Raw genomic sequence first — 25,190 nt, forward strand, 5'->3', positions numbered from 1 at the left:
CATGCTGATCGATTTTTTCTACACCCTGCGTGCAGCCAAATTGCCTGTTTCGGTGCGCGAGTACCTGACGCTGCTCGAAGCCTTGCAAGCCAATGTGGTCGGCCCGGCATCTGACGCCTGCAGCATCGACGACTTTTACCACCTGGCCCGCACCGTGATGGTCAAGGACGAAAAGCATTTCGACAAGTTCGACAAAGCTTTCGGCGCTTACTTCAAAGGCGTTGAAATGCTGACCGACTTCACCAAAGAAGTGCCCCTCGACTGGCTGGAAAAAATTCTGCAGAAAGAGCTCACACCCGAGCAAAAAGCCGCCATTGAGAAGATGGGCTGGGATGAGCTGATGGATACGCTCAAGAAGCGCCTCGAAGAACAAAAAGAGCGGCACGAAGGCGGCAACAAGTGGATCGGCACAGGCGGCACCTCGCCTTTTGGCAACGGCGGCCACAACCCGCAAGGCATTCGCATTGGCGGCAAAGGCGGCAACCGCAGTGCAGTGAAGGTGTGGGAGCAACGCGCCTACAAAGACTACGACGACCAACAAGAGCTGGGCACACGCAACATCAAGGTGGCGCTGCGACGCCTGCGCCGTTTTGCCCGCGAAGGCTCGGTGGAAGAGCTGGACTTGGATGGCACCATCCGCAAAACGGCAGCCAACGCGGGTTACCTCGACATCTTGATGCGGCCCGAGCGCCACAACAACGTGAAAGTGCTGCTGCTCATGGACGTTGGCGGGACGATGGATGACCACATTGCCCGCGTCGAAGAAATGTTCTCGGCCGTCAAGGCCGAGTTCAAGCACCTGGACTTTTACTACTTCCACAACTGCGTCTATGACTTCATGTGGAAGAACAACAAACGCCGCTACGCCGAGAAGTTCCCGACCTGGGACATCCTTCGCAAATACAACAAAGACTATAAGCTGATCTTCATTGGGGACGCCACGATGAGCCCCTACGAGATTTTGCAAAAAGGCGGCAGCGTTGAGTACAACAACGAAGAGGCCGGAGCCGAGTGGCTGCAGCGCTTGACGCACACCTTCCCCAAATTCGCTTGGATCAACCCTGAACCGCAAGGCGTGTGGCAATACCGCCAGAGCATTTCGATCATCCAGCAGCTCATGAGCCAGCGCATGTTCCCGCTGACGCTCAAGGGCTTGGAAGACGCGATGCGCATGCTCAGCAAGTGAGTTTTGCCTGAAGCGGTCATCGCTTGTGCCCGCTTACAATCTCCCATGCTCAAAGCCACCGTAGTTCAATGGATAGAACTCTCCCCTCCTAAGGGAGTGATACAGGTTCGATTCCTGTCGGGGGCACCACACCTCAACCCCTTATCGGTCCCACCGCGACCAATCGCTCGATAGCTCGGCGCAACGGTGCTGACCTGGCACCTTGTCCAACAGACTTCACGGTATAGCGGTGTCCAGCGGGCAGCAAATGCAACTGCACACCCAACATTTCAATTTGATCGAGAGTTTCCAAATCGTCCACATTGGATTGCATTTGTGATGGATCGACAAGGGTCACTGTACCTTGGCCAATCACTTCAATGCCCTCACCCCGTTCGATCACCAAAGCCGTATCTTCGTCGATGCCCACTCCCAACAAATCTGGCCGCATGGCCAAAGTGGACAACAAACGAGGCAAGCGTCTGCGCTCTGAAAAATGCTGATCCACCACGGCTTGTGACAGAAAACCCAAACCAATATCGGTATCCACTGCTTCCTTGCTGGGGCGAAGCACCGATGGCCCCTGGGCAATCATGTGGCGCGACATGACAGCAGCCCCTGCGCTGGTCCCGCCAATGCAGCAAGCGTTCATATGAAATGATTGGTGCAAAGATTGATAAGCCAAGCTGTCCCACAAAATCGCCATCAGTTTGGACTGGTCACCACCACTCATGAAGATACCATCAGCCTGCAGAATTTCTGCTTGAACAGCGGGTGCTTGAGCGCTCTCGCGGTCATCGATGGCCAGCCTCTCAACATCCCTCACACCCAAAGCGTGAAACGCATCGCGGTAACTTTTCCAAACACCTTGTGGATCACCACTTGCCGCTGTGATGATCCGTATCTTGGCCTGAGGGCCACCACAATAGTCTGAGAATTTGCGCAAGATGATGCGATCTTGTAATCGATCCTCTGCACCCCCCACGATGACCAGCCGGGACACCTTGGGCATCTGCGCCCAGCTCGGTAAAACACCCGCAGCGGTCATGGCCAGACCGCTGACCATGCTCCCTATAAATTTTCTTCGGCTCATGCTGTCACTCTAACCCATGCCTGTGAATGTATGGGTGGGCGCAGTACTTCTACAATAAGACGCATTGCAGCCTAGATTTATTTCCCATCGGAGCTCTATGAAGTTTGTGCAAGATTACTGGCCCATGATTGCTTTGGGCCTTTGGCTGGCTTACAAGTGGTGGAACACTCACCGCGTCAAGGGGATGCTGCCAAAACTCAAGGCTGAGGGCGCGACGCTGATCGATGTCCGTTCCCTGGCTGAATTTTCATCGGGTAACGCCCCTGGCTCGGTCAACATACCACTCAATGAACTGGGCCATCGCTTGAATGAGATTTCCCGCGAGACACCTGTCGTGGTTGGCTGCGCCAGTGGTACCCGCAGCGGCATGGCCAAACTGCTCTTGAAAAAGAATGGGTTCAAGCAGGTTTACAACGTGGGGGCATGGCGTAACTTCATCGTTTGAAAGAAGCGACAACTGCTTTTTGCGTGGCAGGCATGTGTGCCACGTGAACAGGCTCTTTGCTCGCCACGCCTCCTTAAAACGCTTCTTTTTCCGCCTCCAGATAGGCCAAGCTGGTGTACTTCCCGATGTTGCCTTCATAGCCCTGCATGGTTTTGGCGCGCAAGGCCACACGAGGGTCTTTCAGAACTGCCGCTTTGGCCTCAGCTTCCGACTTGCCATCTTTGACGGCTTGTAAGCAAGGCTCCCAAATGCCCGCCAAGAACTCGCCATAAGTCTTGAGCAAGTCTTTGCTGCCCAAGCCATGGCCGGGCACCCACATTTGCTCTCCAGCGGCCGCCACCAAGGCCTTGTAATACTTGAAGGTGCCGACATAAGAGCCCTCGTCCATGTTGGCAATGCGGTTGGCCATGGCGATGTCGCCGACCGCTGTGAGCTTGTCTTGCACGACCTCGACACACAGGTCAGAGGGGGTATGGGCCGTGCCGTAGTGGTGCATGCGAAAACTCACGTCACCGATTTGAATGACCTGGCCATGCTGCACGGGCGTGTTGGGAAGAACCACTTGAGTGCCTAATGTCGACTGGTTGGTCCAGCGCTCCATCAGGCTGCGCCACAAATTGCCTTCGGCCCCTTTGAGTTTTTCAATGGTGCTGGGCAGCGCATAAATGGGCAGCTTGTCGCCATAAGTTTTGACAAAAGCGTGATTCCCCAGCCAATGGTCACCGTGGTAGTGGCTGTTGAACACCGCCACCACGGGTTTGTCGGTCACCTTGCGGATCATGCGGATCGCCATTTGACCGATCTGCAGGGAGGCACCTGAATCGATCACCACCACGCCTGCAGAGGTCACCGCAAAAATCACATTGGACATCATGCCGCGGTTTTCAACGGTCGGGAAACCATCCGGAGAGAACACCATCCACACGTGCGGCGACAGCTGTTTGGCCGGGATATCCCCCACAGGTGGCCCCTCGATGAATTCCTGCGCTTGCTGCGCCAGCAATCGCGCTTCAGGCCACAGGGCTGCGCTGCCTATGGCTGCGCTGGCCCACAACAGTTGTCTTCTTTGCATGGTCACTCCTCCTTCACATGCAGCCCCTGCTGTTGCTGGGGGCGCTGCACACACACCTCAAGCCGCGTAGCCTTTGTTGGGCAATGCGCCCATGATTTTGGGGGCGTTGAGTTTGCGGGGTTTGACACGACCACCTTGCGCCTTGAGCCAGGTCTCGACCACTTCCCACACCTGCTTGTTGCCTTGGTGCCGCGCCTCTTCGGCCACAGGCGCCCAACCCGCCACCTTGTATTTTTTGCCCGCCTCGATGAGCTGGCCCTTCAAGCGCAAATCGCCAATGCGTGTCCCCATGGTGCCCACGGGGTTGCAGCTGTAGCTCAAGCCGCCTACGCGCACCATGTCACCGCCTTGCTGGTAATACGGATCCGGGTTGAACAGGTTGTCGGCCACGTCTTCCAGCACCGTCTTGATGGTCTCACCCGTCATCTCGGTCACGGTGGCATACGAGTAAGTGGTGGCGGTCATGTCGAGCAACCACTCGCGCGTGATGGCTTGGCCTGGCAAAAGCGTGGTGCCCCAACGGAAGCCCGGTGAGAAAGCGATCTCTGCACCTTGCACGTCAAGCAGCGCGTCCACCAGCAACTGGTCGCCCGTGCCATTGAAGTTGCCACGGCGGTACAACAAACCATCGGTCACGGCCAGTTTTTCAGCCAGTTTGGACTCGTAGGGTGCGCGGATCTTGTTGATCAGTGCATCCATCTCAGGATCGGCGGGCAGCATGTTGGAGAACACGGGCAGCAGCTTGTAGCGGAAGTCGCTGACCTTTTTGTCTTTCACATCAAAATCGAGCACACCCAAGAACTTGCCGTTCGAGCCCGCGTTGGTCACCAAGGTTTTGCCACCCTTGTTGGACACGATGGAGGCCACGGGCATGCCATCGTGGGTGTGGCCACCCATGATGGCGTCGATGCCGCTGACGCGACTGGCCATCTTCAGGTCCACGTCCATGCCGTTGTGGCTGATGACGACCACGACCTGCGCGCCTTTGCCGCGGGCTTCGTTGACCATCTTTTGCATGTTCTCGTCTTGGATGCCAAACTCCCAATCGGCCACCATGTAGCGTGGGTTGGCAATCGGGGTGTAAGGGAAGGCCTGACCGATGATGGCGCAGGGCACGCCATTGATTTCGCGGATCACATAGGGCTTGAACACCGGGTCACCAAAGTCGCTGGTCTTGATGTTTTGCGCCACAAAGTCGACCTTGCCGGCAAAGTCTTTTTCGACGATTTCCTTGACGCGCTCCATGCCCAAGGTGAATTCCCAGTGGCCGGTCATCACGTCTACGCCGAGCAGTTTGCAGGCGTCCACCATGTCCTGGCCATTGGTCCACAAGCTGGTGCCCGAGCCTTGCCAGGTGTCACCACCGTCGAGCAGCAAAGCGCCAGGGCGGCTGGCCTTCATGCGCTTGACCAGGGTGGCCAGATGCGCAAAACCACCGACCTTGCCATAGCGCTTGGCGGCTTTTTCGTAGTCCAAGAATGTCAGCGCATGGGCCTCTGCTGTACCAGGACGGATCTTGGCCACCTTGAGCAAATACTCACCCACCAAATGCGGCAAATTGCCTTCCATGGAGCCAATGCCCATGTTGATGCTGGGCTCGCGGAAATAGATCGGCTTGAGCTGCGCGTGGCAGTCGGTCATGTGCAGGAATGAGACATTGCCGAACTTGGGAATGTCGTAGAGCCCATTGGATGCAGTGGCTGCACTGGCTTCGGCAAAAGAGCCCATGCTCATGCCGGCCATCGTGCCAGCGCCCATGACTTGGATAAATTCGCGTTTGGAGAGATTCATATTTGCAACCACTGATATATAGAAACTTTAAAAACCCGGACCAGCCGGGTTTTCAAGGGATTACTGATTGACGGGCGATTTTGGATCGAGCAACAAGCCCACGATGTGGCGAACCTGTGATTCATTCAAAATGCCCATGTGGCCCGCGCGAGGCATGTTGGAGCAGGCGTTGTAGGCCTTGGCGTTCCAAATCTTGCCCCAGGTGTATTCCACAATGGCCTTGCTGGCGGGGTCGTTCGGATTGGACACGCCGCGGATCTTGCCGTAGTTGTACAAGCTCGGCCCAATGGTGCCGTAAGAAATTTCTTTCTTGTCCATCTGGTGGCAGTTGTAGCAATTGCCACCGTTGACTGCCGTTGCCGAATCGGTCCATGTCAGGCCCCGGCCACTTTGCGCGATGGCTTCGCCCTGCTTCCAGTCACCGATGAATTTGCCGTCCGATGGCCATTTGATGGCTTTGAGGTTGGCTTCTTCGATGCGCTTGGCGGTTTTTTCGTCCAATGGTTTGCCTGCCACATCTGCATCACTGCAAGCCCGGTTGGTTTCGTCCGTGGCGGTGATGCGCTCCACCTTCACGTGGCTTTCATCGCGAAAAGAGGCCTTGACGATTTTGTCCGTCAAGTCATTGAGTTCGGCCACAGAAGGGCCGGAAGCGCAGCCAACAGCCACCAAAGCAGCGGCCAAGCTGGTCAATACGAGTTGGGTCTTTTTGTTCATGTGTTTCTCCTGCTCAGATCAGCGTTTGATGGCCGGTGCAATCGAGGCAGCACCCTTGGCATTGACACCCAGGTATGTGGCCAAGGCCACAGTGGCATCACTGGCAAAACCTGGATAGGGAAACCGCTGCTGGCGGTAGCAATCGTTCAGGCGCAATTGCATGCTCCACATTTGACCGTTCGAGACACGGTAAGCAGGCCACGCAGCGAAGCCAAGACCATCACCCGGGTTTTTGGTCAGAATCGGCAAGTCTTGCAAGCGGATGCGCTTGCCTTCTTCACCGTGGCATGAGGCGCAAGAAAAGTCGTGCGGGCCACCCCGTTGGAAGAACAAACGTTTGCCCACTTCGTAAAACGTTTTCTCTTGCGCGTGCGATTGCGACAAGTTGAACTTCATGCCCTTGGACTCTGCGGCGATCCAAGTGGCCAAGGCCGTGACGTTGGCCATTTCACCACGACCAAACGGGGTCTTGGAGATTTCAGCAGCATTGAAACCTTGCAAGGTTTCCATGCACGTGACCAAACGGGATTCCAAGTCTTGCATGCGCTGGGTATCAGCAAAGTAACGAGGCAAAGACACAAAAGCGCCCTTGACCACACCTGGCCCTTGACCCAAGTCGCATTTTTCCAGCGATGCATTTTTGGGTCCGCGGGCTTTTTTCCAGAGATCTTCGCCTTTGGCTTCAAAAAGATCCGCCGGGTTGCCGTCTTGCAGCATGGCGCGGTATTCGTCGATGCCTTGGCTGGCTGTTTTTTGGGCCATGACAGGCGATACAGCCAAGGCCAAGGCCGCTGCTGCACAAAGGGTCGCTACTTTTTTCATTGTCACCTCGTTGTTGGTTCAAACGCAAAAAGGGTGAAGTGGTCACTTCACCCTTTGTTCACTCAGGTCACGATCAAGACACCGTGGCTTCGTCGGTGCGTGTGTCGCCTTTGTTGTCTTTCCAGGTCACTGCAATTTTGTCACCGGCTTTGGCGCCTTTGACGGTGAATTGCAGGAAGGGGTTTTTGGACACTGCGGGGCCCCACTCGGCCGACAAGACTTGTTTGCCGTTGAGGTTGGCGGTGACTTCTTGGATGAACCAAGCAGGCACGGTTTTACCAGCGGCGTCTTTGCGCTGACCGGATTCCATTTCGTGGCTCATGAGCACGCGAACGGTTGCTTTGTCACCAGAGGCCTGGGCACGAATGCGCATTGGATCTGCCATGTTTTTCTCCTAAATCTTTCAGTGAATCAATGTGAGTGTGTTGTGTGGACAGGGGCTTAGCCGCCGCAACCACCCAAAGTGACTTTGACTTCTTTTTTGGCCCACAAGGCCTTGCCGTCGTTCATGATGGCCACGGCGTAGACATCGGAAGACTGGCCCATCTTGGCGCGTGTGGTGAAGTTGGATTCCACAGCGTCAGAGGCGTGGAACATGGCCACCAGCGCAGCAGGATTTTTCTCGACCAAGATCAAGACATGCTTGACGCCAGCCAAAGAAGTGCTGGCACCCAAAGGAACAACGGCACCGTTTTCAGCGATGTCTGGACCTGTGATGGTCACATCTTTGCTCTCGGCCATGCTGGCAGCACCAGCGGCTTTGGCGGCGTCTTGCACCGATTTGGCTTCGAACGCAGCTTTGTTGAAAGCAGCTTGGGCGAACTGAGGGAAGCCTGCGGTGGCCAAGAGGCCAGCCACAACAGCGGTTTGCTTGAGTGTCTCGCGACGGTTTTGCATCTGATATCTCCTTGATGTTTGAGTGATGCTATAGAAACAGGTTCAGCAGTGCATCGGGTTGACCCCGAATTACTTGCTGGCCCCCTTGGAAATCCATTCGGCAATTTGCTTGGCGTCGGCATCAGGCAGGGCTTGGGCAGGCATGGGGATTTGACCATACACGCCCACGCCACCGGCCTTGATTTTACCGACCAGATAGTCGGTTTTACCGGCTTGCTTTTTGGCCACCTCATTGAAACCAGGACCGACAATTTTCTTGTCCACACCGTGGCAAGCCGTGCAGCTGTGTTTGTTCAAGAGCGCAATGGCCGCTTTGGCTTCGTTGTTTTCAGGCTTGGCTGCTGCGGCAACCGGCGCTGCTGCGGCCACGGGCATGCCCGCTTTGGGTTCTGGCTTGCTGGTGTCGGCACCTCGCTGGGGACCCACAGTGCGGTTTTGCTCTTGCAAATTGCCGTGGGCATTGCGAGCAAAGTCGGGCAAGAAAGATGCGACCTTGGGTTCAGGCGTGCAGTCTTTCATGCACAGCTTGTTGGCTGTATCGGGCTTTTTCACGCCGCCAAATTCGTTGCCAGGCCACATGGCGTGTTGGGTCATCATGCCGTTGCGGTTGGGCATACGCGCTTGGACTTCGGCGATGTTTTTGTCCGACAGGACAAAGTTGTCCGGCACGATGTTGGCCAAATTCAACAAGAACGCCGTGACCGAATACACCTCTTCCGTGGTCAAGGTCTTGGGGGCAGTCCAAGGCATTGCACGGTTGATGTAATCCCACAATGTCGACACGGTGGCCACCTTCATGATGGTGGTGCGACCAGGATAGTCAGCGCGGTTCAAATTGGCCACGCGGCCAGTCTTGATGTCTTCGGCTGTGGTGCCGCCAATCAACGGACTGAACACCTCACCCGACTCACCAAAAACGCCGTGACAGTGGGCGCACTTGCCTTCCCACACATCTTGACCTTTGGCTACCGAACCAGAACCCGCGGGCAAGCCCTTGAAATCGGGGCGTACATCGATATCCCACTTGGCAACTTCTTTAGGGGTGGCATCACGGCCAACTCCGGGGTATTTGGCACCTTGTGCAGCGGCTACACCGGCTACCGCCAACAGCGCAACCGTCAAAACGGCATTACGAAACCTGGACATTTTTCACCTCACCGTTTTCCTGCACCAACCACGACTGGATGGCGTTGTTGTGATAAATAGAGCGCGTGCTGCGCACACCGCGCAACTGCTGGTAAGTAGGCTGTACGTGGCCTGTTTCATCTTGCGCACGGCTTTGAATGATGGCGGGCTTACCGTCCCAAACCCAGTCGAGATTGAAACGTGAAAGGGCTTTCGACAAAACAGGCGTTTCCAGACGCGCTTGACGCCAGTTACGGCCACCATCGGTGGACACATCCACACGTTTGATCTTGCCTTTGCCCGACCAAGCCAATCCAGTGATGTTGTAAAAGCCTTTGTCCAACAACACTTGGCCGCCCGAAGGCGTAGTCACCACGCTCTTGACTTCCTGGATGTTGGTGTATTGGCGATGCATGCCACCGGGCTGCAGGTCGATGTAGTGAATCGCTTCATCTTTGGCAGCGTAAGGCTTGTCACCCACTTCAACGCGTCGCAGATACTTGACCCAGCTCACACCTTGCACGCCAGGAACCACCAATCGCAAGGGGTAACCGTTTTCTGGGCGCAACATTTCACCGTTTTGACCATAGGCCACGATAACTTCACCGGATGTGATCAAGCTCATGGGAATGGTGCGGGTCATGGAAGAGCCGTCACCGCCCTCAGCCAAAACGAATTTGCCGTTTTTCAGGTCAGCACCAGCAAGTTCCAGCAAAGTGATCAAAGGCACACCCGTGAACTCGCTGCAGGACAACATGCCGTGGGTGTACTGCACTGTAGGTACGGCCACATTGCCCCACTCAGTCGCACTGTTGGCTCCACACTCAATGAAGTGGAAACGCGAGACAGATGGCAAACGCATGATCTCGTCCATGGTGAACACCATGTTCTTTTTGACCATGCCGTTGATCATGAAACGGTGTTTTGACGGATCGATATCCCACCAACCTTGGTGGTGACGCTCGAAGTGCAAACCGCTGGGCGTGACGATGCCAAACAAAGACTGCAGTGGCGCGAACGACACCGAAGCTTGTGTGGTTTGTGTCAGGCCAGGACTTTGGCGGCGCTGCAAGTTGCCTTCAAACTTGGATGGCTTGCCATAACCTTCAGCAGCCACCCCTTGACCCAAGCCCACAGCGTGCTCTGGCAAATTCAAAATGTTGGGATCACCGCCCTCAACGGGCACCGGGTTGCCCTGTGCCATGGCCATGGGGGCAGCGGCACCTGCAGCAGCCGCTGCAAAGGCATTGCGAATGAAATCACGGCGGCCTTTTTTGCCTTCGGCAAAGACCTCCTTGATGCCACTTTGGGTCAGGAAATTCTCAGGCGCTTTTTGCACCCTTCCTGAGTTGATGCTGTCTTCTTTCACACAAACTCCTCTTTTTGAGTTGTCAATTCACGGCTGTATCGATGGCCACCTGCGTGCACACGGCACGACAAACTTTCACAGCAGTTTCGTCTGCAATCCGATAAAACATTTGGGCGCCTTCGCGACGCTTACCCAAAATGCCCGATCTGTACATGATGTTCAAATGCTGAGACATGTTGGGTTGAGCCACACCAATGTTGCCCAACAACTGCCCGACATTTTTCTCACCTTCGCACAGTTCACTGATGATGCGCAAACGAACCGGCGTCGAAAGTACGGCAAAAAGTTCTGCCGCCTTGTCGTACACCTGATCGCTTTCATCTTTCATGGGTCGCCTGCTAGTAGGTTCTTATATTCGGATATGCGAATATAAAGGATAACGGACCTAACTGAACCAAAAATTACACCGAGACCCGAAAAGGATCAGGATAAACCCTGATCCCTCTCATTTTTTGAAGATCAAAACTTCCAGCCGTACTGAACACCCAGCGATTGCTGAGACATGCGTACGGTTTCTGTTATTCCAGAAGCACCGGGCATCATGCCGTTGTACATCGAAGGGCCTGTGACCGTGTTCTTGGGTGCATACATATAGGCCCAAGTGAACTCGGAATCCTTGGACAAGGCATAAGTGCCACCCACGGTGAAGTGCTGCTTGATCACACCGGGCGCCAAAATGTTGAAGGTCACGTTTTCAGCTTTGACTGGATTGGTCGTCTGGTTGTAACCAGCACGCAACACCATGGTCGAAGTAGCTTGCCATTGAACGCCCAACTTCAACACGTTGACATCCGACCAACCAAAACCAGGACCATTGGTGGATCCCATGGGATTGCCCATCATGAGGTTGCTCATGGGGTTACCAATGGAAGTCACACCGCTGTAGTTGATTCGGCTGTAATCAGCTGCCACGGACACAGCAGGAGTGACCTGCACATTGATGCCTAAAGCGTAGTTTTCAGGAATGTCGAACGCACCTTGACCTGCAAACAAACCTGAGTACTTGTCGAATTTGCTCATCTTGATTTTGGGCGAATAGGTCGCACCAAATTTCAAGGTTTCAGACAATTGACCCAAATAACCCAAACGAACACCCAGACCTGTGCTTCGATCTGTTCCAGTGTCACTCATCTGGGAAGGTGCCATGGAGAAACCCGCAAAGGCATCCAGCCCGCTCGCTTTGAATTGCTGCAAAACCAAAAGTGGCGATACACCAAATGAATGCTGTGCGTCGACTTTGTAGGCCAAAGTCGGTGCAACAACCAATTGCATCAAGTCCACACCAAGCTTGCCTTGACCACACAACAAGTTGCCTTGGTAAGGCTGACCATTATTGGGGTTCATGCAAGTGACGTTACTGCCAGGCAATTCGGTGTTCATGCCGCCGTTGCCATAGACCGTGACACCCCAACTCATGCGATCGTCAATTTTTTTGTTGTATGCAAATTCGGGAATCGCAAAGGCACTGCCGTCACTCTTGACATCACCTTCCAGCATGCCGCCGAAACCTGGCGCTGAGCGAGCTGCACTGCGCTTGGGCATGAAAATATCAAGACCCATCTCGGCGCGGTTGCCAGCCCAGACAGATGCAGCAGGGTTGTTGATGCCGGCGAAAGCGTTGTCCGTAACCGCTACAGAAGCGCCACCCATGCCTTTGGATTTGATGCCAAAGCCATGTGGAAAGTAACCGTCAGTCGCCCAAGCTGCAGAGCCTGTAGCCAGAACAGCCGCCACCACGGTGGCACGCAAAGTGTTCATTGTTTTCATTGTTGTCTCCTTATTTGTAAGATCAGAATTCACCCTTGTGGCCACGTTCCATCATTTCCCAGATGGTGTCGCGCACGGCTTTGGCTTCCTCTTTCAAGGGGGAAGGCAACTTGCGGCCCATCTTGACCATCATGTCCATGTTGAGGGTGTAGAGCCAAAGACCGTCTTCTTTTTCCACCATGGAAATACGGCACGGCAGGTAGGCGGCCATGTGCGGGCTGAAGTCCACCATCTTGCGGGCCGTGGTGGGTGAGCAAAAGGAATAGACCGTCAGCAGTTTTTCTTTCTTGCCGGAGCGGGCTTCGAGCTCTTTGGACAGCGGCAAGGTGCCGACATCGCGCATATTGCGCTCTGTGGCCACTTGTTTGAGGACCTGTTCGACCTCTTGGGCAGTCACGCCCTTCTTGACTTTGCGCTCCCAAGTGGTGGCCACGGCGATGTCGCCTTCGCCCTCGACCCATCGATCCCACATGCGGCTGGCTTCAGCGCCTGCGCCAGACTCAAGTTTGCCCAGCGTGTTGATCGTGCCGCAGCCGGTCAGCCAGATCGAACTGGCCAATACGGCCCACTTGAGCCATGTGAATGATTTGCGCATTGTTTTCTCCTGTAGACATGCATTGATGAGCCCCAAACCCACACCATCGGTGTCCGGCTGGATTGACGTCGATCATCCATGACAGAAGAAAATTTGGGTATTGGCAGATACCCTATACCCCACGGGGTAAGGTATTTGTCAGCTCAATTGAACTTGCAAGCCAAAGGGTTCACTTGAACTTGTAATGGTCGCGGTTGAGTACGGCCGCCACCGATGTCACATCTTCTGGGAACATGCCCAGGTTCAATTCGGTGTTGCATTGCTCCACCATGCCCCGCAACAAAGAGGCGTTGTTGATGCGCCCTTGCGGTTTGTAAATGGCGCTGCCATTGCCGCCGACTTTGGAGACATGGCAAGCCACGCATTTGCCATCGGCGATCAGGGTTTCGCCCAATTTGTAGTCGGCCTCCTTGAAGATGGCTGGCTGCGCCTGGACCACTGCGCAAAGCAGTGTGCTGGCCATCAATGCGGCCACCTTTGCGTGTAATTTCATGGAATCCACCCATTAAAAAAGCCGCTCAAGGGCGAACCCCTGAGCGGCAAACAAAAGCCACGAGTACCAATCGAGCTTTAAATCATTCACATTGTTTGACCAAGCCAGAAATGGCCTGTGCTTACTTGGCGCCAGCCAAAATCCAATTGGCCAAAGTCAAGGCATCGGCTTCGCTCAGAGCGGCTTGTGCGGGCATGGGCACGGGGCCCCACTTGCCCGAACCACCGGCTTTGATGCTCTTGGCCAAATTGGCCGCAGCGTCTTTTTGACCACCGTATTTCTTGGCCACGTCTTGGTAGGAAGGACCCACCAGTTTTTTGTCCACAGCATGGCATGCCATGCAGGCGTTTTTCTTGGCCATGTCCAAGTTGGCAAACGCAGGCGAAGAAGCCAAGGCCGCCACAGCAGCCACTGCAAAAATTAATTTCATGAGAACTCCAAATGAGGGGTTTAAATATAACCAGGCGCTAATTTAACCGAAATCAAGCTGTCATTGCGCACCCAAACACAGGTTTTGCGTTGGGGATTTTACTGAGGGCCAGCCTTAAAAAGTCACAAAGCCATGACCCTAACGCGGCCATCGGGCTCACTCAAATGCAGGCTGCTCGGGTTTGACCACCGCTTTGCCGGCAGCGTTCCAAGCGTCAAATCCACCCGCAATCGAAGAGACATTGAGGTAGCCCATGCTCTGCATGGTTTGCGCAGCCAGGGCCGCACGACCGCTGGTTTTGCAATAAAGCACGACCTTCAAGTCGCGGCCAGACAAAGCGGGCGTGCTGCTGAGCTTGAACTCCAACAAACCCCTTGGCACCAAAATTGCGCCAGGCAAGTGGCCTGCAGCAAATTCGTCGGCTTCACGCACGTCCATCAACACATCGGCTTGGCGAATGGCTTCTTCGGCATCCACCAAAGTCACTTCTTGGGTCGCAGCTTTGGCCTGCATCACCAGATCTTGGGCAGTTTTCATCTCTTGTCTCTCATTTCCAAAAATGGCGCTCAAGGCGCCAATTGCGCATTCAATGTCTGCAGACTTTGCAGGGTCAAGCTACCGGTCAAGGCATCGAGTTGCAAACGCGCCATCAGCACTTCAGATTGTGCACGCAGCCAGGACAACTCGGCCTGCGCCGCATCGTTCTCAGCTTGCAACAATTCGAGAGTGGTGCGGTCACCAACTTGCCGCCCTAAACGGGTCGCATCGAGCCGTGCTGCGCTGGCTTTCCATGCCGCCTGCATGGCCGACAAACGGGCTGGGCCCGATTGCAGCGCCAACCAGACAGACTGCGCTTGCGATTGCGTTTGTTGCAACGCCAAATCCAGTTCTGCCTGCGCTTGGGCTAAGGCGCCCATCGCCTCTTGAAGCTTGGCACTGCGCCAGCCCCCTGTGTACAAAGGCACATTGAGACTCAAACCCACCATTTGCTGGCTTTGCTTGCTGGAAGAAGCCCCAAAGTCACCATCGCCGCTCAAACGGTCTCGCCCGACCGAGGCGACCAAGTCCAAGGTGACACCGCCACTGCGCTGGTGCTTTTTGAGCTCCTGCCGGGCCACGTCTTGCTGGGCCTTTTTCAGCAACACGCCCGTATTGGCCTGTTGCACTTGCGCCGTCACCTGATCCAAAGAAGGCAGAGCTGACACGGCCACCTCTGCTTTGAGGGCCTGCAGTTTCAAGGCATCTGAACTCAAACGGGTGGAGTCCATCAGCACGCGGCGAGCCACTTGCACATCGTTGTCAGCGGCCAACCATTGCGCTTGCAAGCCCGCGGCACGCGCAGAGGCCTCATGCGTGTCCGTGACTGGCAAGTTCCCTAAGGCAAAGCGGTCTTTGGCTTCAGTCAAGGCACGGCTAACGGCTGCATATTGCTGGCGTAAAACCTGCTGCTGGCGCTCGGCCAGCAACAAATTGAAGTACCTTTGCACGGTGAGCAGCATGAACTGTTGTTGGGCCAGATCGGCGCGCAACTCAGCGACGCCCGCTGCGCTGTTCAGTTGGGCTTGCTGGGCTTGGCGTTCTGGACTGTACAAGGGCTGTTTGGCCTGCATCGACCAGCGCGTGGAAGTGGCTGCACTGGCCGAAGTGGCGAAGCTGCCAAGCGAAGGGGCTTGACCGCCCACGGCGAACTGTGCACCGTTCGTGCTGGTGTCGGCCGACATGGCACCCACCGTGGCACTGCCCATCAGGACGGGACGCCACAGGGCTTGGGCTTGTGCTTCAAAGGCTTGCACCGATGAGCGCGTAGCGGCCACCACCTGCATTTGCGGATCGTGCGCACGCGCCTGCTCCCAGGTTTGCAACACATCCAGCGCCTGCACAGAAGGGCTGGCCAAGACAGCCGACAAGACCCAGCCGCTCAGGGGCCGGGGTTTGAACAAGGGAGAACGCAGGGAGGGCATGTCGTCAGCTCAGCTGCCAGCCTGCACGCCCATTTTGCGCAAGATGCTCTCCATCAGGCACCACTTGGTCAAGGCGCTTTGCAGCAAGTTGGCCCCCACAAAAGCGGTGAAAGCGAGCCACCACTGGCTCACAAACATGGGACTGCCCTGAACGCCCAATGCCAAGGACAACAACACAAAAGTGCCAGCGACCAAACGAACGATTTGCCAAGATTTCATGGTTAAAACTCCTAGGGGTTAAAGAAAAAAATTCAAGCGCCGTACTTTTTGCGGTACGCCACAAAATACAAAGTGGGGATGACGACCAAGGTCAAGACGGTCGAAACAAAGATGCCAAAGATCAAAGAAATGGCCAGGCCATTGAAGATCGGGTCATCCACAATGAAGAAGGCGCCGATCATGGCCGCCAGGCCCGTGAGCATGATGGGCTGCGCACGGGTGATGGCCGACTGCACAATCGCCCGCTTGAAGTCCATGCCGCTGTTGACCTGCAGGTTGATGAAGTCCACCAGCAAAATTGAATTGCGCACGATGATGCCCGCCAGCGCGATCATGCCGATCATGCTGGTGGCGGTGTACTGGGCATTCAGCAAAGCGTGGCCCGGCATCACGCCAATGATGGTGAGCGGGATCGGCGCCATGATGATGAGCGGCGTGAGGTAAGAGCCAAACTGCGCCACCACCAACAAATAGATCAGGATCAGACCCACCCCATAGGCCGCGCCCATGTCACGGAAAGTCTCGTACGTGATTTGTGATTCGCCATCCCACTTGATGCTGTAGCCGCGCCAGGCGTCATCGGGCTGGCTGATGAAGTACTCTTCGATCCGCTCGCCGTCCGGGCCATGGATCTGGGCCACGTCACCGCGCATCTTGAACAGACCATACAAGGGGCTGTCCACCTTACCGGCCATGTCGGCGTTGACAAAGTTCACGGGCAGCATGTCTTTGTGGATGACGGGCTGCTCACGCAGGGTGTCGCTCACGGTGACCAGCTCGCGCATGGCCACCACCTTGCCGGTGGCGCTTTTCACGCCCAACTGCAGCAAGGCGTTCAAATCGCCATGCAGCTGCTCGGGCAGTTGGATCAAGGCGGGCACCGGGTACTTGCTGCCATCGTGCAAATAAGTCACCGACTCACCCGCCAAACCGGCTCGCAAGGTGGTCACGATGGCTTGCTGCGACACACCCAGCACAGCCGCTTTGCGGCGGTCCACCAGCAGCACCTTGCGCGGTGCATCGGCGATGGAACTGTCATCGATGTCCACCACGCCTTCGGTCTTTTCAAACACGGCTCGTACCGACTTGGCCACTTGGCGGCGGCCTTCGGCATCAGGCCCATAAATTTCGGCCACGATGGGCGACATCACGGGCGGGCCAGGGGGCACTTCGACCACTTTGACGTTGGCGCCGTGTTTGCGGCCAATCTCTTGCAAGGCCGGACGCACACGCGTGGCAATCACATGGCTCTTGTCGCTGCGCTCGGACTTGCGCACCAAATTCACCTGGATATCGCCCAACTCGGAGCCTGCACGCAGGTAGTACTGACGCACCAGGCCGTTGAAGTTAATGGGCGAGGCCGTGCCCACATAGGCTTGGTAATGCGTCACCTCGGGCACGGTGGCCAGGTGGCCGCCCAACTCGCGCATCACGGCGGCGGTTTTTTCGAGCGGTGTGCCCACCGGCATGTCCACCACCACCTGGAACTCCGACTTGTCGTCAAAGGGCAGCATTTTGAGCATGACCAGGCCAGTGGCCGGCAGCACCAACGACATGGCGATCAAGCCAGCAATACCCAAACCCAAAAACTTGCGGTTGCGTCCACCCGATTGGGTGTCAAGCAAAGGCTTGAAGATTTTTTCAAACAGGGGTTCGAGCTTGGCGCTCAGGCCACTGTGTCCGCCATTTGTCGCACCGTGCGCATGGGCCGATGACGGCTTCATCCACATGCCCGACAACCAAGGCGTGATGACGAAGGCAATGGCCAGGGACAGCAACATGCCCAAGCTGGCATTGATCGGGATCGGGCTCATGTAGGGGCCCATCAAGCCGCTCACAAAGGCCATGGGCAACAAGGCCGCGATCACCGTGAATGTGGCCAAGATGGTGGGGCCGCCGACTTCGTCCACCGCGCCGGGAATGATGTCGCGCAGACTCTTGCCAGGGTAGAGCTGCTGGTGGCGGTGGATGTTCTCCACCACCACGATCGCGTCGTCCACCAAAATACCGATCGAAAAAATCAGGGCAAACAGCGACACGCGGTTGAGCGTGAACCCCCAGGTCCAGGAGGCGAACAAGGTCGCCGTCAAAGTCAAAATGACCGCCACGCCAACGATGGCCGCTTCGCGACGCCCCAGCGCCATGAACACCAGCGCCACCACCGAGGCGGTGGCAAACAGCAGCTTCTGGATCAGTTTTTGGGCCTTGTCGTTGGCGGTTTCACCATAGTTGCGTGTCTCCACCACTTGCACGTTGTCAGGGATCACGGTGCCCTGCAATGTCCCGACCCGGTGCTTGACGCCATTGGCCACATCGATGGCGTTCTCACCCGATTTCTTGGTGATCGACAGCGTCACGGCGGCAAACTCTTCGCCACCATTTTTGTCATTGTTGCCGTGCCAGACGTAGCGCTCGGCGGGCATGGGGCCGTCTTTCACACTGGCCACATCCTTCAAAAAGACAGGTTTGCCCTGCACCACTTGCACAACCAGATCGGCCACATCGCTGGCTTGCGCCAGGTGTGGGCCCGCTTCGATGGCCACGCTTTGGTTGGCCCCCAACAACTCACCCACGGGCAGACCCAGATTGGCCGATTGCAAGGCCATGCGCAAATCGTGCACCGTGACGCCCGAGCCGTTCATGCGCTGCGGGTCGATTTGCACCAACACCGCACGCCGCGGGCCACCGATGGTGACCACATCGCGGGTGCCCGGCACGCGCTTGATGTCGGCCTCGATGCTGTGCGCCACACGCTCCAGATCAAAAGCGCTCACGTCTGCTGTTTTGCCATGCAAGGTGAGGGAGACGATGGGCACATCGTCGATGCCCTTGGGTTTGATCAAGGGCTCAGGCAGCCCCAAGTTGGTGGGCAACCAGTCGGCGTTCTCACGAATCGTGTCATGCAACTTGACCAGCGCCTCGGTGCGCGGCACGCCCACCTTGAACTGCACCGTCAAGATGGCCACGCCTGGGCGCGAGACCGAATACACATGCTCCACCCCAGCGATTTTGGAGAGCACCTGCTCGGCCGGGATGGCCACCATTTGCTCCACATCGCGCACCGATGCACCCGGGAAAGGCACGATGACGTTGGCCATGGTGACATTGATCTGCGGCTCTTCCTCTCGGGGCGTCACCATCACGGCAAACACGCCCAACAAAAATGCCACCAGCGCCAGCAAAGGCGTGATTTGCGCGCGCTGGAAGGCCGCTGCGATGCGACCCGAAATGCCCATTTTTTGCTCGCTCATGGGTCAGCTTTCAGAGTTTTTTGACAACATGGGCAGGCTCGGTCACCACCTGCTCACCCGCGCTCACACCCGACAGCACCTCGACGGTCTGGCCGGTGGTGCGCCCCAAGCGCACCTGGCGCAAACGTGGTTTGCCTTGCGCGTCCATCACATACACGCCGGTCATTTCTGCGCGGCGCACGATGGCTGTGAGCGGCAAGAAGACGCGGCCGTCTTTGGCACCCGTCTTGACCGCTTCGCTGCTGGCGCTGACAGGCACCCACACCCGGACAAACATGCCAGGCACCAGACCTTCAGCACCCGCAGGCAAAGCCACGCGCAATTGCGCGGTGTGCGTTACCGGGTCCACGGCGGGCAGCAGTTGCGCGCTGGCGGCTGCGACGCTGGTGTGACCCGCGATCTCGTAGCGTACCGTTTTCAACTGCTTGCGAACGTCTTCAATCATCGACTGCGGCACGGCAGCGCTCACGCGCAAAGCCGAGGGGTCGTGCAAAGTCACCAAGGGACGACCCGGCATGGCCATATCACCCAGCGTGACGGGCACATCGGAGACCACGCCATTGAAGGGGGCACGCACACTGAAAAAACCCGTCTGGGTTTGGGCTGCGCGGGTTTGGGCTTGCTGGGCCTGCACCTGGGCTTGGGCCGCTTCGTATTGGGCTTGAGCGCGTTCAAGCGCGCCCTGGCTGATGTATTGCTTTTGGAAGAGTTGCTTTTGTCGGTCCAGCTCTTTGCTGGCCACGCGCAAATTGGCCTGTGCGGCTTCGAGTTGGGCCGTGTTGCCCACCACGTTTTGTTGGGCAGCGCTGGCATCGATGCGCAGCAACTCCTGGCCGGCTCGCACCCGGTCACCAGCCTTCACGTTCAAACTGACAATGGCCCCGGGAACCTGGGCTGACAGGGTGGCTTGGCGCACCGCCTCGACCACGGCGTCCAAACTCGCCTCTTGGACATCTGCCACACTGGTTTGGGCGGCCACACTTTTGACCGCTGCCGCCTCGGCATTGGCCCAAACCGGGGCGCTGGTCAAGCCTGCAAGTGCCATGGCCGCAGCCAAAATCGATCGTCTGTTCATCAAAGCTTCTCCGTCAAACCGTTGGTTTTGCACATTTGGTTGTTTGCGTACATGCGCAATGATACAATCAATTACATCACCACGTCAAACAGTGTCCTTCGTTGTTTGGATTTGTTGTGTAATGGAGCGCCCATGAAAGACCTGCCAGCCAAAGCACTCGAACAGATTGCCGCCTATTTTCAGGCGCTGTCGGAGCCTACGCGCCTGCAAATCCTGAACCTGCTGCGCGAAGCCGAACACAACGTGGGCGAGTTGGCCCAGCTGTCGGGCTACTCCTCGGCCAACGTGTCGCGCCACCTGTCTTATCTGGCACAGCACGGCATCGTGGCCCGCGAAAGCCGGGGGGCAAGCGTGTTTTACAAAGTGAGCGACCCCTCCATCTACGCCCTGTGTGACCTGGTCTGCGCCAACATCGCCAGGCAATACGAACAAACCTCCAGCGACCGGGCCTTGTTCACGCCGGGCTGAAAGCCAGGGCTGGCCATCCATGGCTGGCCGCATGGGCCAAGCCCCTTGGCAACATTTGCCCATTTCCCTTAAATTCAGGCCTCATCGCAAATGGCTATCATGGCGCTCCAACGGCCCCGCCCTCTCATCAGGGGCCACTCAGGAGATCTGCATGAGCCGCATCGTGAACGCCGAGAAGAAAAAAAACCTGTGCGCCCGCCTGGCCCGCATTGAAGGGCAGCTGCGCGGTTTGCAAAAACTCATCGAAGCCGATGCCGATTGCGAAAAAATTGCCCAGCAAATGGCCGCTGCCCGCAAGGCGCTGGACAAATCCTTTTTCTCCATGGTCGGCTGCATGATCGAGCAAGGTGATCAATCGCCCGAACACGTGGCGGAAATGCTGACCAAGTTCGCCTGAAATCCGGGTGCAGTCCATTCAGGACTTGAGCACCACCCCATCGGCGTCGAGCACCCGCACCTGGATTGGGATGCCCTGCCCCACGCTTTGGGTGACCGTGCAAAAACCTTCAAACTGACCCAACACACGCTCGAGCTGCTCGAGCTGGGCGGCGCTGACACCCAGGTGCAAAGTGGCCACCATCTCCAGCACGCGCATGCGGCCATCGGCATTGCGGCCCACTTGCGCTTGCACCTCGCAGCGCAAAGGCTCGGGGGCTTGTTTGAATTTGCGCAAAGCAAACAGCAACGAATCGCTCAGGCAATTGCCCACTGCAGCACACAGCAACTGCACGGGCGACGGCCCTAGGCCCGTGCCCAAGGGCGCGGGCTCGTCGCTGGTCAGCACCGGCATGCTGTCGTCAAAACGGATGTCGAAGCGGTAATCTTGCTGCTGGGTCAGCGTGACCGAAATGCTTTTCTCGCCCATGACTCAAGCCTGCGCTGCCTGCAGGTCATCCCAGGCTTTCACGGCTTCAGCGGCATACATCAAAGCGGGGCCACCGCCCATGTACACACAGACCGCCAACATTTCCTCGAGCTCGGCCCGCGTGGCACCGAGTTTGATCAAAGCTTTGACGTGAAAGCCAATGCAGCCGGAGCACCGCTGCGTGACACCGATGGCCAAAGCCATCAGCTCCTTGTGTTTGGTGCTCAACGCCCCCTCCGCCATGGCCGCTTGGGCCAATTGGCCAAAGCCTTTCATGGCGTCGGGCTGGCTTTTGCGAAACGGGACCAGGCATTCGTTGATGTCTTGCATCAAACTGGGGTGGTCAAACGTGCTCATGGGACTTACCTTTCTGATGGTGACGACAAACTGAAACCAGGCCCGGGGTGTTGGGATGCACCAAAAGGCCTTATATAAGTATCAGTTTATGTCTGCCACTGAAATCCCGATTTGCTTTACATCAAGATTTGGGCGGCCCCACCAGATCTTGTGGTTTCACCATGGGCCAGCCACGTTTGGCCCACTCGCTCATGCCGCCGTTGACATAGCGGATGTTGGTGAAGCCCTGCTCATGCAGCGCCTGGGTCACGGCACGCGAGCGGTTTTGGGTGTTGCAGATCAGCAAAACCGGTTGATCGGTTTGTTTGGGGATTTCGGCCACGCGCTGTGCCACCTGGCTCATGGGCAGCAAGACCACGCCCTGTGCCACACCCGTGGCGTGCTCTTGCGGCTCACGGATGTCAATCATCAACACCTTGCCCGCCTCGTGCTCGGCTCGGGCTTGATCCAAGGTCACATTGGGCAGTGGCGTCTCGGGGCTACAGGCAGGTAAACCGAACACAAAAAACAACAAGCCCAAAGAAACAAAAAAACGATGCAAAACAGTCATCAACAAACACCTCAAGGACATCAATAAGCAACAACTAATATACTGAATTTAACGCACGGCGTCACTTGACCTTATCCAGACCCATTTGGAATTCACATGAGCACCTTTCAAAACCCCCAACAAACTTGGAACCAACGCTTTGCTGCCGAGCACTATGTGTTTGGTGAAGCACCCAACGCCTATTTGCAATCACAAGCGGCCCACTTGGTGCCAGGCACCGCGCTGGCCGTGGCCGATGGCGAGGGCCGCAACGGCGTCTGGCTGGCCCAGCAAGGCCTGCAGGTCGATGCCTTTGATTTTTCGGACAACGCCGTCCGCAAAGCCCGTGCTTTGGCGCAAAGCCGACAAGTGGCTGTGAATTTTGTCTGCAGCGATTGGCAATCGTTTGACTGGCGGCCTGCACATTACGACAACGTGGTGGGCATCTTTTTTCAGTTCGCCACACCCGAAGAGCGCGGCACCCTGTTTGCTCGCATGCTGGACAGCCTCAAGCCCGGCGGCACCCTGATCATCCAGGGCTACACACCACGCCAACTGGACTTCAACACGGGAGGCCCCGGCAAGTTGGCGCATATGTACGACGAATCCCTGATGCTGGACGCCTTCGGCGAACTGGACATCCTGGACCTGCGCACCTACGAGGCTGAAATTGCCGAGGGCACCGGCCACCAAGGCATTTCGGGCCTGCTGGGCCTCACCGCTCGCAAGCCCATCGGCTGAAGCTCAAGTCGGCTGTGTTTGGCGTCTTGCGCCCGCTGTGCACTCAACAATTGGCGCAGACTGATGCGCTGAAGTTCTTGTTGGATTTTTTGGTTCAACTGCTGCCATAAGCGATCACTGACCAGAAAATCCTGAGCCTGGCTCGTGCTTGGCTCTGCCGGCTCCATGGCCTCAACAATGTCGGCCAAGCTGATTTTTTCTGAGGCCATGGCCAGGCAATAACCACCGCCCGGACCTCGGGTGCTGTCCACCAACTGAGATCTGCGCAATTTGCTGAAAACCTGCTCCAGCCGCGTGGTCGATAGGTCGTGCCGTGACTGGATGGCAGCCAAAGACACAGGACCCTTGTGCTCGTGCAGACCCACCTCCATCAAGACGGTCACAGCCAACTGGCTGTCTTTGCTCATCCGCATCACAAGCCGCCTTGTGACGTCGCAAAACAGTTTGTCTTATTGGGCAGTTGCACAGCCAGCTCACCAGTACCCATGAATGATCTCCTGTTCTTGGGGGGATGGGGTCATTGAAAAAAAGGGGACTCCTTTGACGGAGTCCCCCAATCAGGATGTGTGTACCAAACACAACCTAAACCACTACCCTCCAACCTTATAAGAAATCACTTCATTCGCCTTGATCTGCCTCAATTCGTATAACGAGCTGCCATGGCGTCCAAGCTAAGAGGACGGATCTTTTGAGCTTGGCCGGCGCAACCAAAAGCTTCAAAACGGGCCTTCACAATGCCCGCTGCCGCCTTTTTCGCAGCCGCCAAGGCTTTGCGTGGATCAAACTCTGAGGGTTGCTGAGCAAACAACTGGCGCATGGCACCGGTCATGGCCAAGCGGATGTCGGTATCGATGTTGACCTTGCGCACACCGCTTTGGATGCCGCGCACGATCTCTTCAACCGGCACGCCATAGGTTTCCTTGATGTCGCCGCCGTATTGGCGAATGATCTGCAACCACTCTTGCGGCACGCTGGAACTGCCGTGCATCACCAAATGCGTGTTGGGAATGGCAGCATGGATGGCGGCAATGCGGTCCATGGCCAAGATGTCGCCTGTGGGTGGACGGGTGAACTTATAGGCACCGTGACTGGTGCCAATGGCAATGGCCAGGGCGTCCACACCGGTTTGGGCCACAAAGTCCTTGGCCTGCACGGGGTCGGTAAGCATCTGATCGTGGCTGAGTTTGCCTTCGGCACCCACGCCGTCTTCTTCGCCCGCTTCGCCAGTTTCCAGAGAGCCCAGGCAGCCCAATTCACCCTCAACCGACACGCCCACGGCGTGGGCCATCTCGCAGACCTTTTGCGTCACGCCCACGTTGTACTCGTAGCTGGCGGGCGTCTTGGCGTCGGCCATGAGGGAGCCGTCCATCATCACGCTTGAAAAGCCCGAACGGATGGACTGCTGGCACTGCGCGGGCGTGGCCCCGTGGTCTTGGTGCAAAACCACCGGAATGTCGGGGTGCGTCTCGATGGCGGCCAGCACCAAATGGCGCAAATACGCCTCACCCGCGTATTTGCGGGCCCCGGCCGAAGCTTGCAAGATGACTGGGCTGTCAGTGGCTTGCGCCGCCTCCATGATGGCCTGCACTTGTTCGAGGTTGTTGACGTTGAAAGCAGGAATGCCGTAACCGAATTCGGCCGCGTGGTCGAGGACCTGGCGCAATGAAACCAATGCCATGTGGGGCTCCTTGAAAAGTAAAAAAGATGAAAAAAGTCAGTCCGCCGCTGCGCGCCGGCTCAGAATTTCGATGGCGGGCAAAGTCTTGCCTTCCAGGATCTCCAGGAAAGCACCGCCGCCTGTGGAGATGTAGCCCACCTGCTTTTCGATGCCGTATTTGGCAATCGCGGCCAGTGTGTCACCACCGCCTGCAATGCTGAAGGCGCTGGACTCGGCAATCGCCTGGGCAATCACCTTGGTGCCGTTTTCGAAGGCCGCAAACTCG

Annotated in this window: 30 protein-coding genes and 1 tRNA gene; 6 read left to right on the forward strand and 25 right to left on the reverse strand. The window is 56.8% G+C overall.

Features of this window, described 5'->3' with window-relative positions; translation table 11 throughout:
• Position 1 precedes the first annotated feature (1 nt).
• Together SWE17_RS14385 and SWE17_RS14390 are read left to right on the forward strand one after the other, a co-directional pair.
• Positions 2-1,186, forward strand: coding sequence for a vWA domain-containing protein (locus tag SWE17_RS14385; RefSeq protein ID WP_322993765.1), 1,185 nt, complete (start codon positions 2-4; stop codon positions 1,184-1,186).
• A 54-nt stretch (positions 1,187-1,240) separates the two neighbouring features.
• Positions 1,241-1,315, forward strand: a tRNA-Arg gene (locus SWE17_RS14390).
• 4 nt (positions 1,316-1,319) lie between these two features.
• On the opposite strand, the gene SWE17_RS14395 is transcribed toward SWE17_RS14390, so the two are convergent.
• The gene (locus SWE17_RS14395; RefSeq protein WP_322993766.1) at positions 1,320-2,258 is read right to left on the reverse strand and encodes a cyanophycinase; all 939 of its coding nucleotides are present in this window, start codon (positions 2,256-2,258) and stop codon (positions 1,320-1,322) included.
• A 97-nt stretch (positions 2,259-2,355) separates the two neighbouring features.
• On the opposite strand from SWE17_RS14395, the gene SWE17_RS14400 reads away from it, so the two are divergent.
• Positions 2,356-2,703 carry a rhodanese-like domain-containing protein gene (locus tag SWE17_RS14400; RefSeq protein ID WP_322993767.1) on the forward strand — a complete coding sequence of 116 codons (348 nt, stop codon included), beginning with the start codon at positions 2,356-2,358 and terminating at the stop codon, positions 2,701-2,703.
• A gap of 73 nt (positions 2,704-2,776) precedes the next feature.
• Here SWE17_RS14400 and SWE17_RS14405 read toward each other — a convergent pair whose 3' ends face one another.
• From SWE17_RS14405 to SWE17_RS14490, 18 genes are all read right to left on the reverse strand, one after another.
• Entirely contained in the window at positions 2,777-3,775 is a 999-nt protein-coding gene (locus SWE17_RS14405) for an MBL fold metallo-hydrolase (protein WP_322993768.1), read from the reverse strand.
• Positions 3,776-3,832: 57 nt separating this feature from the next.
• Entirely contained in the window at positions 3,833-5,566 is a 1,734-nt protein-coding gene (gene soxB / locus SWE17_RS14410; protein ID WP_322993769.1) for a thiosulfohydrolase SoxB, read from the reverse strand.
• A gap of 60 nt (positions 5,567-5,626) precedes the next feature.
• Positions 5,627-6,283 carry a sulfur oxidation c-type cytochrome SoxX gene (soxX, locus tag SWE17_RS14415; RefSeq protein ID WP_322993770.1) on the reverse strand — a complete coding sequence of 219 codons (657 nt, stop codon included), beginning with the start codon at positions 6,281-6,283 and terminating at the stop codon, positions 5,627-5,629.
• 18 nt (positions 6,284-6,301) lie between these two features.
• A complete protein-coding gene (soxA, locus tag SWE17_RS14420) occupies positions 6,302-7,105 on the reverse strand; it encodes a sulfur oxidation c-type cytochrome SoxA (protein WP_322993771.1) in 804 nt (267 codons plus the stop codon).
• Between the two features lie 73 nt (positions 7,106-7,178).
• Positions 7,179-7,490, reverse strand: coding sequence for a thiosulfate oxidation carrier complex protein SoxZ (gene soxZ, locus SWE17_RS14425; protein ID WP_322993772.1), 312 nt, complete (start codon positions 7,488-7,490; stop codon positions 7,179-7,181).
• A gap of 56 nt (positions 7,491-7,546) precedes the next feature.
• The gene (gene soxY, locus SWE17_RS14430) at positions 7,547-8,002 is read right to left on the reverse strand and encodes a thiosulfate oxidation carrier protein SoxY (protein ID WP_322993773.1); all 456 of its coding nucleotides are present in this window, start codon (positions 8,000-8,002) and stop codon (positions 7,547-7,549) included.
• A 69-nt stretch (positions 8,003-8,071) separates the two neighbouring features.
• The gene (locus SWE17_RS14435) at positions 8,072-9,148 is read right to left on the reverse strand and encodes a c-type cytochrome (protein ID WP_322993774.1); all 1,077 of its coding nucleotides are present in this window, start codon (positions 9,146-9,148) and stop codon (positions 8,072-8,074) included.
• Positions 9,132-10,496, reverse strand: coding sequence for a sulfite dehydrogenase (gene soxC, locus SWE17_RS14440; RefSeq protein WP_322993775.1), 1,365 nt, complete (start codon positions 10,494-10,496; stop codon positions 9,132-9,134). Before soxC ends, SWE17_RS14435 begins: the two co-directional genes overlap by 17 nt.
• Positions 10,497-10,518: 22 nt before the next feature.
• Complete coding sequence (locus tag SWE17_RS14445) at positions 10,519-10,824, reverse strand: metalloregulator ArsR/SmtB family transcription factor (RefSeq protein ID WP_322993776.1); 306 nt, start codon at positions 10,822-10,824, stop codon at positions 10,519-10,521.
• A 131-nt stretch (positions 10,825-10,955) separates the two neighbouring features.
• Entirely contained in the window at positions 10,956-12,263 is a 1,308-nt protein-coding gene (locus SWE17_RS14450; RefSeq protein WP_322993777.1) for an OmpP1/FadL family transporter, read from the reverse strand.
• A gap of 22 nt (positions 12,264-12,285) precedes the next feature.
• The gene (locus tag SWE17_RS14455) at positions 12,286-12,858 is read right to left on the reverse strand and encodes a DUF302 domain-containing protein (RefSeq protein WP_322993778.1); all 573 of its coding nucleotides are present in this window, start codon (positions 12,856-12,858) and stop codon (positions 12,286-12,288) included.
• Between the two features lie 169 nt (positions 12,859-13,027).
• Complete coding sequence (locus SWE17_RS14460) at positions 13,028-13,351, reverse strand: hypothetical protein (RefSeq protein WP_322993779.1); 324 nt, start codon at positions 13,349-13,351, stop codon at positions 13,028-13,030.
• A 121-nt stretch (positions 13,352-13,472) separates the two neighbouring features.
• Positions 13,473-13,781 (reverse strand): c-type cytochrome, encoded by a 309-nt coding sequence (locus SWE17_RS14465; protein ID WP_322993780.1) that lies wholly within the window; start codon positions 13,779-13,781, stop codon positions 13,473-13,475.
• A 156-nt stretch (positions 13,782-13,937) separates the two neighbouring features.
• The gene (locus SWE17_RS14470) at positions 13,938-14,318 is read right to left on the reverse strand and encodes a rhodanese-like domain-containing protein (protein ID WP_322993781.1); all 381 of its coding nucleotides are present in this window, start codon (positions 14,316-14,318) and stop codon (positions 13,938-13,940) included.
• 29 nt (positions 14,319-14,347) lie between these two features.
• Positions 14,348-15,742: a TolC family protein gene (locus SWE17_RS14475; RefSeq protein ID WP_322993782.1), complete on the reverse strand. Its 1,395-nt coding sequence runs from the start codon at positions 15,740-15,742 to the stop codon at positions 14,348-14,350.
• A gap of 9 nt (positions 15,743-15,751) precedes the next feature.
• Positions 15,752-15,961, reverse strand: a complete 210-nt coding sequence (locus SWE17_RS14480) for a DUF2892 domain-containing protein (RefSeq protein WP_322993783.1) — start codon at positions 15,959-15,961, stop codon at positions 15,752-15,754.
• A gap of 32 nt (positions 15,962-15,993) precedes the next feature.
• The gene (locus SWE17_RS14485) at positions 15,994-19,212 is read right to left on the reverse strand and encodes an efflux RND transporter permease subunit (protein ID WP_322993784.1); all 3,219 of its coding nucleotides are present in this window, start codon (positions 19,210-19,212) and stop codon (positions 15,994-15,996) included.
• Between the two features lie 10 nt (positions 19,213-19,222).
• Positions 19,223-20,287 carry an efflux RND transporter periplasmic adaptor subunit gene (locus SWE17_RS14490; RefSeq protein WP_322993785.1) on the reverse strand — a complete coding sequence of 355 codons (1,065 nt, stop codon included), beginning with the start codon at positions 20,285-20,287 and terminating at the stop codon, positions 19,223-19,225.
• A 132-nt stretch (positions 20,288-20,419) separates the two neighbouring features.
• On the opposite strand from SWE17_RS14490, the gene SWE17_RS14495 reads away from it, so the two are divergent.
• The gene (locus tag SWE17_RS14495) at positions 20,420-20,755 is read left to right on the forward strand and encodes an ArsR/SmtB family transcription factor (RefSeq protein ID WP_295503678.1); all 336 of its coding nucleotides are present in this window, start codon (positions 20,420-20,422) and stop codon (positions 20,753-20,755) included.
• A gap of 151 nt (positions 20,756-20,906) precedes the next feature.
• Positions 20,907-21,152, forward strand: coding sequence for a metal-sensitive transcriptional regulator (locus SWE17_RS14500; protein WP_019430145.1), 246 nt, complete (start codon positions 20,907-20,909; stop codon positions 21,150-21,152).
• Positions 21,153-21,170: 18 nt separating this feature from the next.
• Here SWE17_RS14500 and SWE17_RS14505 read toward each other — a convergent pair whose 3' ends face one another.
• The 3 genes from SWE17_RS14505 to SWE17_RS14515 all read right to left on the reverse strand — a co-directional run bounded on the left by SWE17_RS14505 (position 21,171) and on the right by SWE17_RS14515 (position 22,527).
• Positions 21,171-21,620 carry an OsmC family protein gene (locus SWE17_RS14505; RefSeq protein WP_322993786.1) on the reverse strand — a complete coding sequence of 150 codons (450 nt, stop codon included), beginning with the start codon at positions 21,618-21,620 and terminating at the stop codon, positions 21,171-21,173.
• A 3-nt stretch (positions 21,621-21,623) separates the two neighbouring features.
• Positions 21,624-21,977, reverse strand: coding sequence for a carboxymuconolactone decarboxylase family protein (locus SWE17_RS14510; RefSeq protein ID WP_322993787.1), 354 nt, complete (start codon positions 21,975-21,977; stop codon positions 21,624-21,626).
• Between the two features lie 121 nt (positions 21,978-22,098).
• Positions 22,099-22,527, reverse strand: a complete 429-nt coding sequence (locus SWE17_RS14515) for a rhodanese-like domain-containing protein (RefSeq protein ID WP_322993788.1) — start codon at positions 22,525-22,527, stop codon at positions 22,099-22,101.
• A gap of 96 nt (positions 22,528-22,623) precedes the next feature.
• Here SWE17_RS14515 and SWE17_RS14520 point away from each other — a divergent pair, with 96 nt between their 5' ends.
• The gene (locus SWE17_RS14520; RefSeq protein WP_322993789.1) at positions 22,624-23,247 is read left to right on the forward strand and encodes a class I SAM-dependent methyltransferase; all 624 of its coding nucleotides are present in this window, start codon (positions 22,624-22,626) and stop codon (positions 23,245-23,247) included.
• Here the strand turns inward: SWE17_RS14520 and SWE17_RS14525 are convergent.
• The 3 genes from SWE17_RS14525 to pgk form a co-directional block, all read right to left on the reverse strand.
• Complete coding sequence (locus SWE17_RS14525; RefSeq protein ID WP_322993790.1) at positions 23,163-23,660, reverse strand: Rrf2 family transcriptional regulator; 498 nt, start codon at positions 23,658-23,660, stop codon at positions 23,163-23,165. The genes SWE17_RS14520 and SWE17_RS14525 overlap by 85 nt on opposite strands.
• Positions 23,661-23,884: 224 nt before the next feature.
• Positions 23,885-24,925 carry a class II fructose-bisphosphate aldolase gene (gene fba, locus SWE17_RS14530; RefSeq protein WP_322993791.1) on the reverse strand — a complete coding sequence of 347 codons (1,041 nt, stop codon included), beginning with the start codon at positions 24,923-24,925 and terminating at the stop codon, positions 23,885-23,887.
• Between the two features lie 36 nt (positions 24,926-24,961).
• Positions 24,962-25,190 (reverse strand): phosphoglycerate kinase (gene pgk / locus SWE17_RS14535; protein ID WP_322993792.1); only part of this gene is annotated, 229 nt, incomplete at its 5' end.

Source organism: Limnohabitans sp. (assembly GCF_034680285.1).
In the GTDB taxonomy this organism is placed as follows: Bacteria; Pseudomonadota; Gammaproteobacteria; order Burkholderiales; family Burkholderiaceae_C; genus Limnohabitans_A.

Bases quoted from the DNA above. Each gene is read 5' to 3' on its own strand.
- SWE17_RS14385 (WP_322993765.1), top strand. From the start codon at position 2: ATGCTGATCGATTTTTTCTACACCCTGCGTGCAGCCAAATTGCCTGTT.
- SWE17_RS14395 (WP_322993766.1), bottom strand. From the start codon at position 2,258: ATGAGCCGAAGAAAATTTATAGGGAGCATGGTCAGCGGTCTGGCCATG.
- SWE17_RS14400 (WP_322993767.1), top strand. From the start codon at position 2,356: ATGAAGTTTGTGCAAGATTACTGGCCCATGATTGCTTTGGGCCTTTGG.
- SWE17_RS14405 (WP_322993768.1), bottom strand. From the start codon at position 3,775: ATGCAAAGAAGACAACTGTTGTGGGCCAGCGCAGCCATAGGCAGCGCA.
- soxB (WP_322993769.1), bottom strand. From the start codon at position 5,566: ATGAATCTCTCCAAACGCGAATTTATCCAAGTCATGGGCGCTGGCACG.
- soxX (WP_322993770.1), bottom strand. From the start codon at position 6,283: ATGAACAAAAAGACCCAACTCGTATTGACCAGCTTGGCCGCTGCTTTG.
- soxA (WP_322993771.1), bottom strand. From the start codon at position 7,105: ATGAAAAAAGTAGCGACCCTTTGTGCAGCAGCGGCCTTGGCCTTGGCT.
- soxZ (WP_322993772.1), bottom strand. From the start codon at position 7,490: ATGGCAGATCCAATGCGCATTCGTGCCCAGGCCTCTGGTGACAAAGCA.
- soxY (WP_322993773.1), bottom strand. From the start codon at position 8,002: ATGCAAAACCGTCGCGAGACACTCAAGCAAACCGCTGTTGTGGCTGGC.
- SWE17_RS14435 (WP_322993774.1), bottom strand. From the start codon at position 9,148: ATGTCCAGGTTTCGTAATGCCGTTTTGACGGTTGCGCTGTTGGCGGTA.
- SWE17_RS14445 (WP_322993776.1), bottom strand. From the start codon at position 10,824: ATGAAAGATGAAAGCGATCAGGTGTACGACAAGGCGGCAGAACTTTTT.
- SWE17_RS14450 (WP_322993777.1), bottom strand. From the start codon at position 12,263: ATGAAAACAATGAACACTTTGCGTGCCACCGTGGTGGCGGCTGTTCTG.
- SWE17_RS14455 (WP_322993778.1), bottom strand. From the start codon at position 12,858: ATGCGCAAATCATTCACATGGCTCAAGTGGGCCGTATTGGCCAGTTCG.
- SWE17_RS14460 (WP_322993779.1), bottom strand. From the start codon at position 13,351: ATGAAATTACACGCAAAGGTGGCCGCATTGATGGCCAGCACACTGCTT.
- SWE17_RS14465 (WP_322993780.1), bottom strand. From the start codon at position 13,781: ATGAAATTAATTTTTGCAGTGGCTGCTGTGGCGGCCTTGGCTTCTTCG.
- SWE17_RS14470 (WP_322993781.1), bottom strand. From the start codon at position 14,318: ATGAAAACTGCCCAAGATCTGGTGATGCAGGCCAAAGCTGCGACCCAA.
- SWE17_RS14475 (WP_322993782.1), bottom strand. From the start codon at position 15,742: ATGCCCTCCCTGCGTTCTCCCTTGTTCAAACCCCGGCCCCTGAGCGGC.
- SWE17_RS14480 (WP_322993783.1), bottom strand. From the start codon at position 15,961: ATGAAATCTTGGCAAATCGTTCGTTTGGTCGCTGGCACTTTTGTGTTG.
- SWE17_RS14485 (WP_322993784.1), bottom strand. From the start codon at position 19,212: ATGAGCGAGCAAAAAATGGGCATTTCGGGTCGCATCGCAGCGGCCTTC.
- SWE17_RS14490 (WP_322993785.1), bottom strand. From the start codon at position 20,287: ATGAACAGACGATCGATTTTGGCTGCGGCCATGGCACTTGCAGGCTTG.
- SWE17_RS14495 (WP_295503678.1), top strand. From the start codon at position 20,420: ATGAAAGACCTGCCAGCCAAAGCACTCGAACAGATTGCCGCCTATTTT.
- SWE17_RS14500 (WP_019430145.1), top strand. From the start codon at position 20,907: ATGAGCCGCATCGTGAACGCCGAGAAGAAAAAAAACCTGTGCGCCCGC.
- SWE17_RS14505 (WP_322993786.1), bottom strand. From the start codon at position 21,620: ATGGGCGAGAAAAGCATTTCGGTCACGCTGACCCAGCAGCAAGATTAC.
- SWE17_RS14510 (WP_322993787.1), bottom strand. From the start codon at position 21,977: ATGAGCACGTTTGACCACCCCAGTTTGATGCAAGACATCAACGAATGC.
- SWE17_RS14515 (WP_322993788.1), bottom strand. From the start codon at position 22,527: ATGACTGTTTTGCATCGTTTTTTTGTTTCTTTGGGCTTGTTGTTTTTT.
- SWE17_RS14520 (WP_322993789.1), top strand. From the start codon at position 22,624: ATGAGCACCTTTCAAAACCCCCAACAAACTTGGAACCAACGCTTTGCT.
- SWE17_RS14525 (WP_322993790.1), bottom strand. From the start codon at position 23,660: ATGCGGATGAGCAAAGACAGCCAGTTGGCTGTGACCGTCTTGATGGAG.
- fba (WP_322993791.1), bottom strand. From the start codon at position 24,925: ATGGCATTGGTTTCATTGCGCCAGGTCCTCGACCACGCGGCCGAATTC.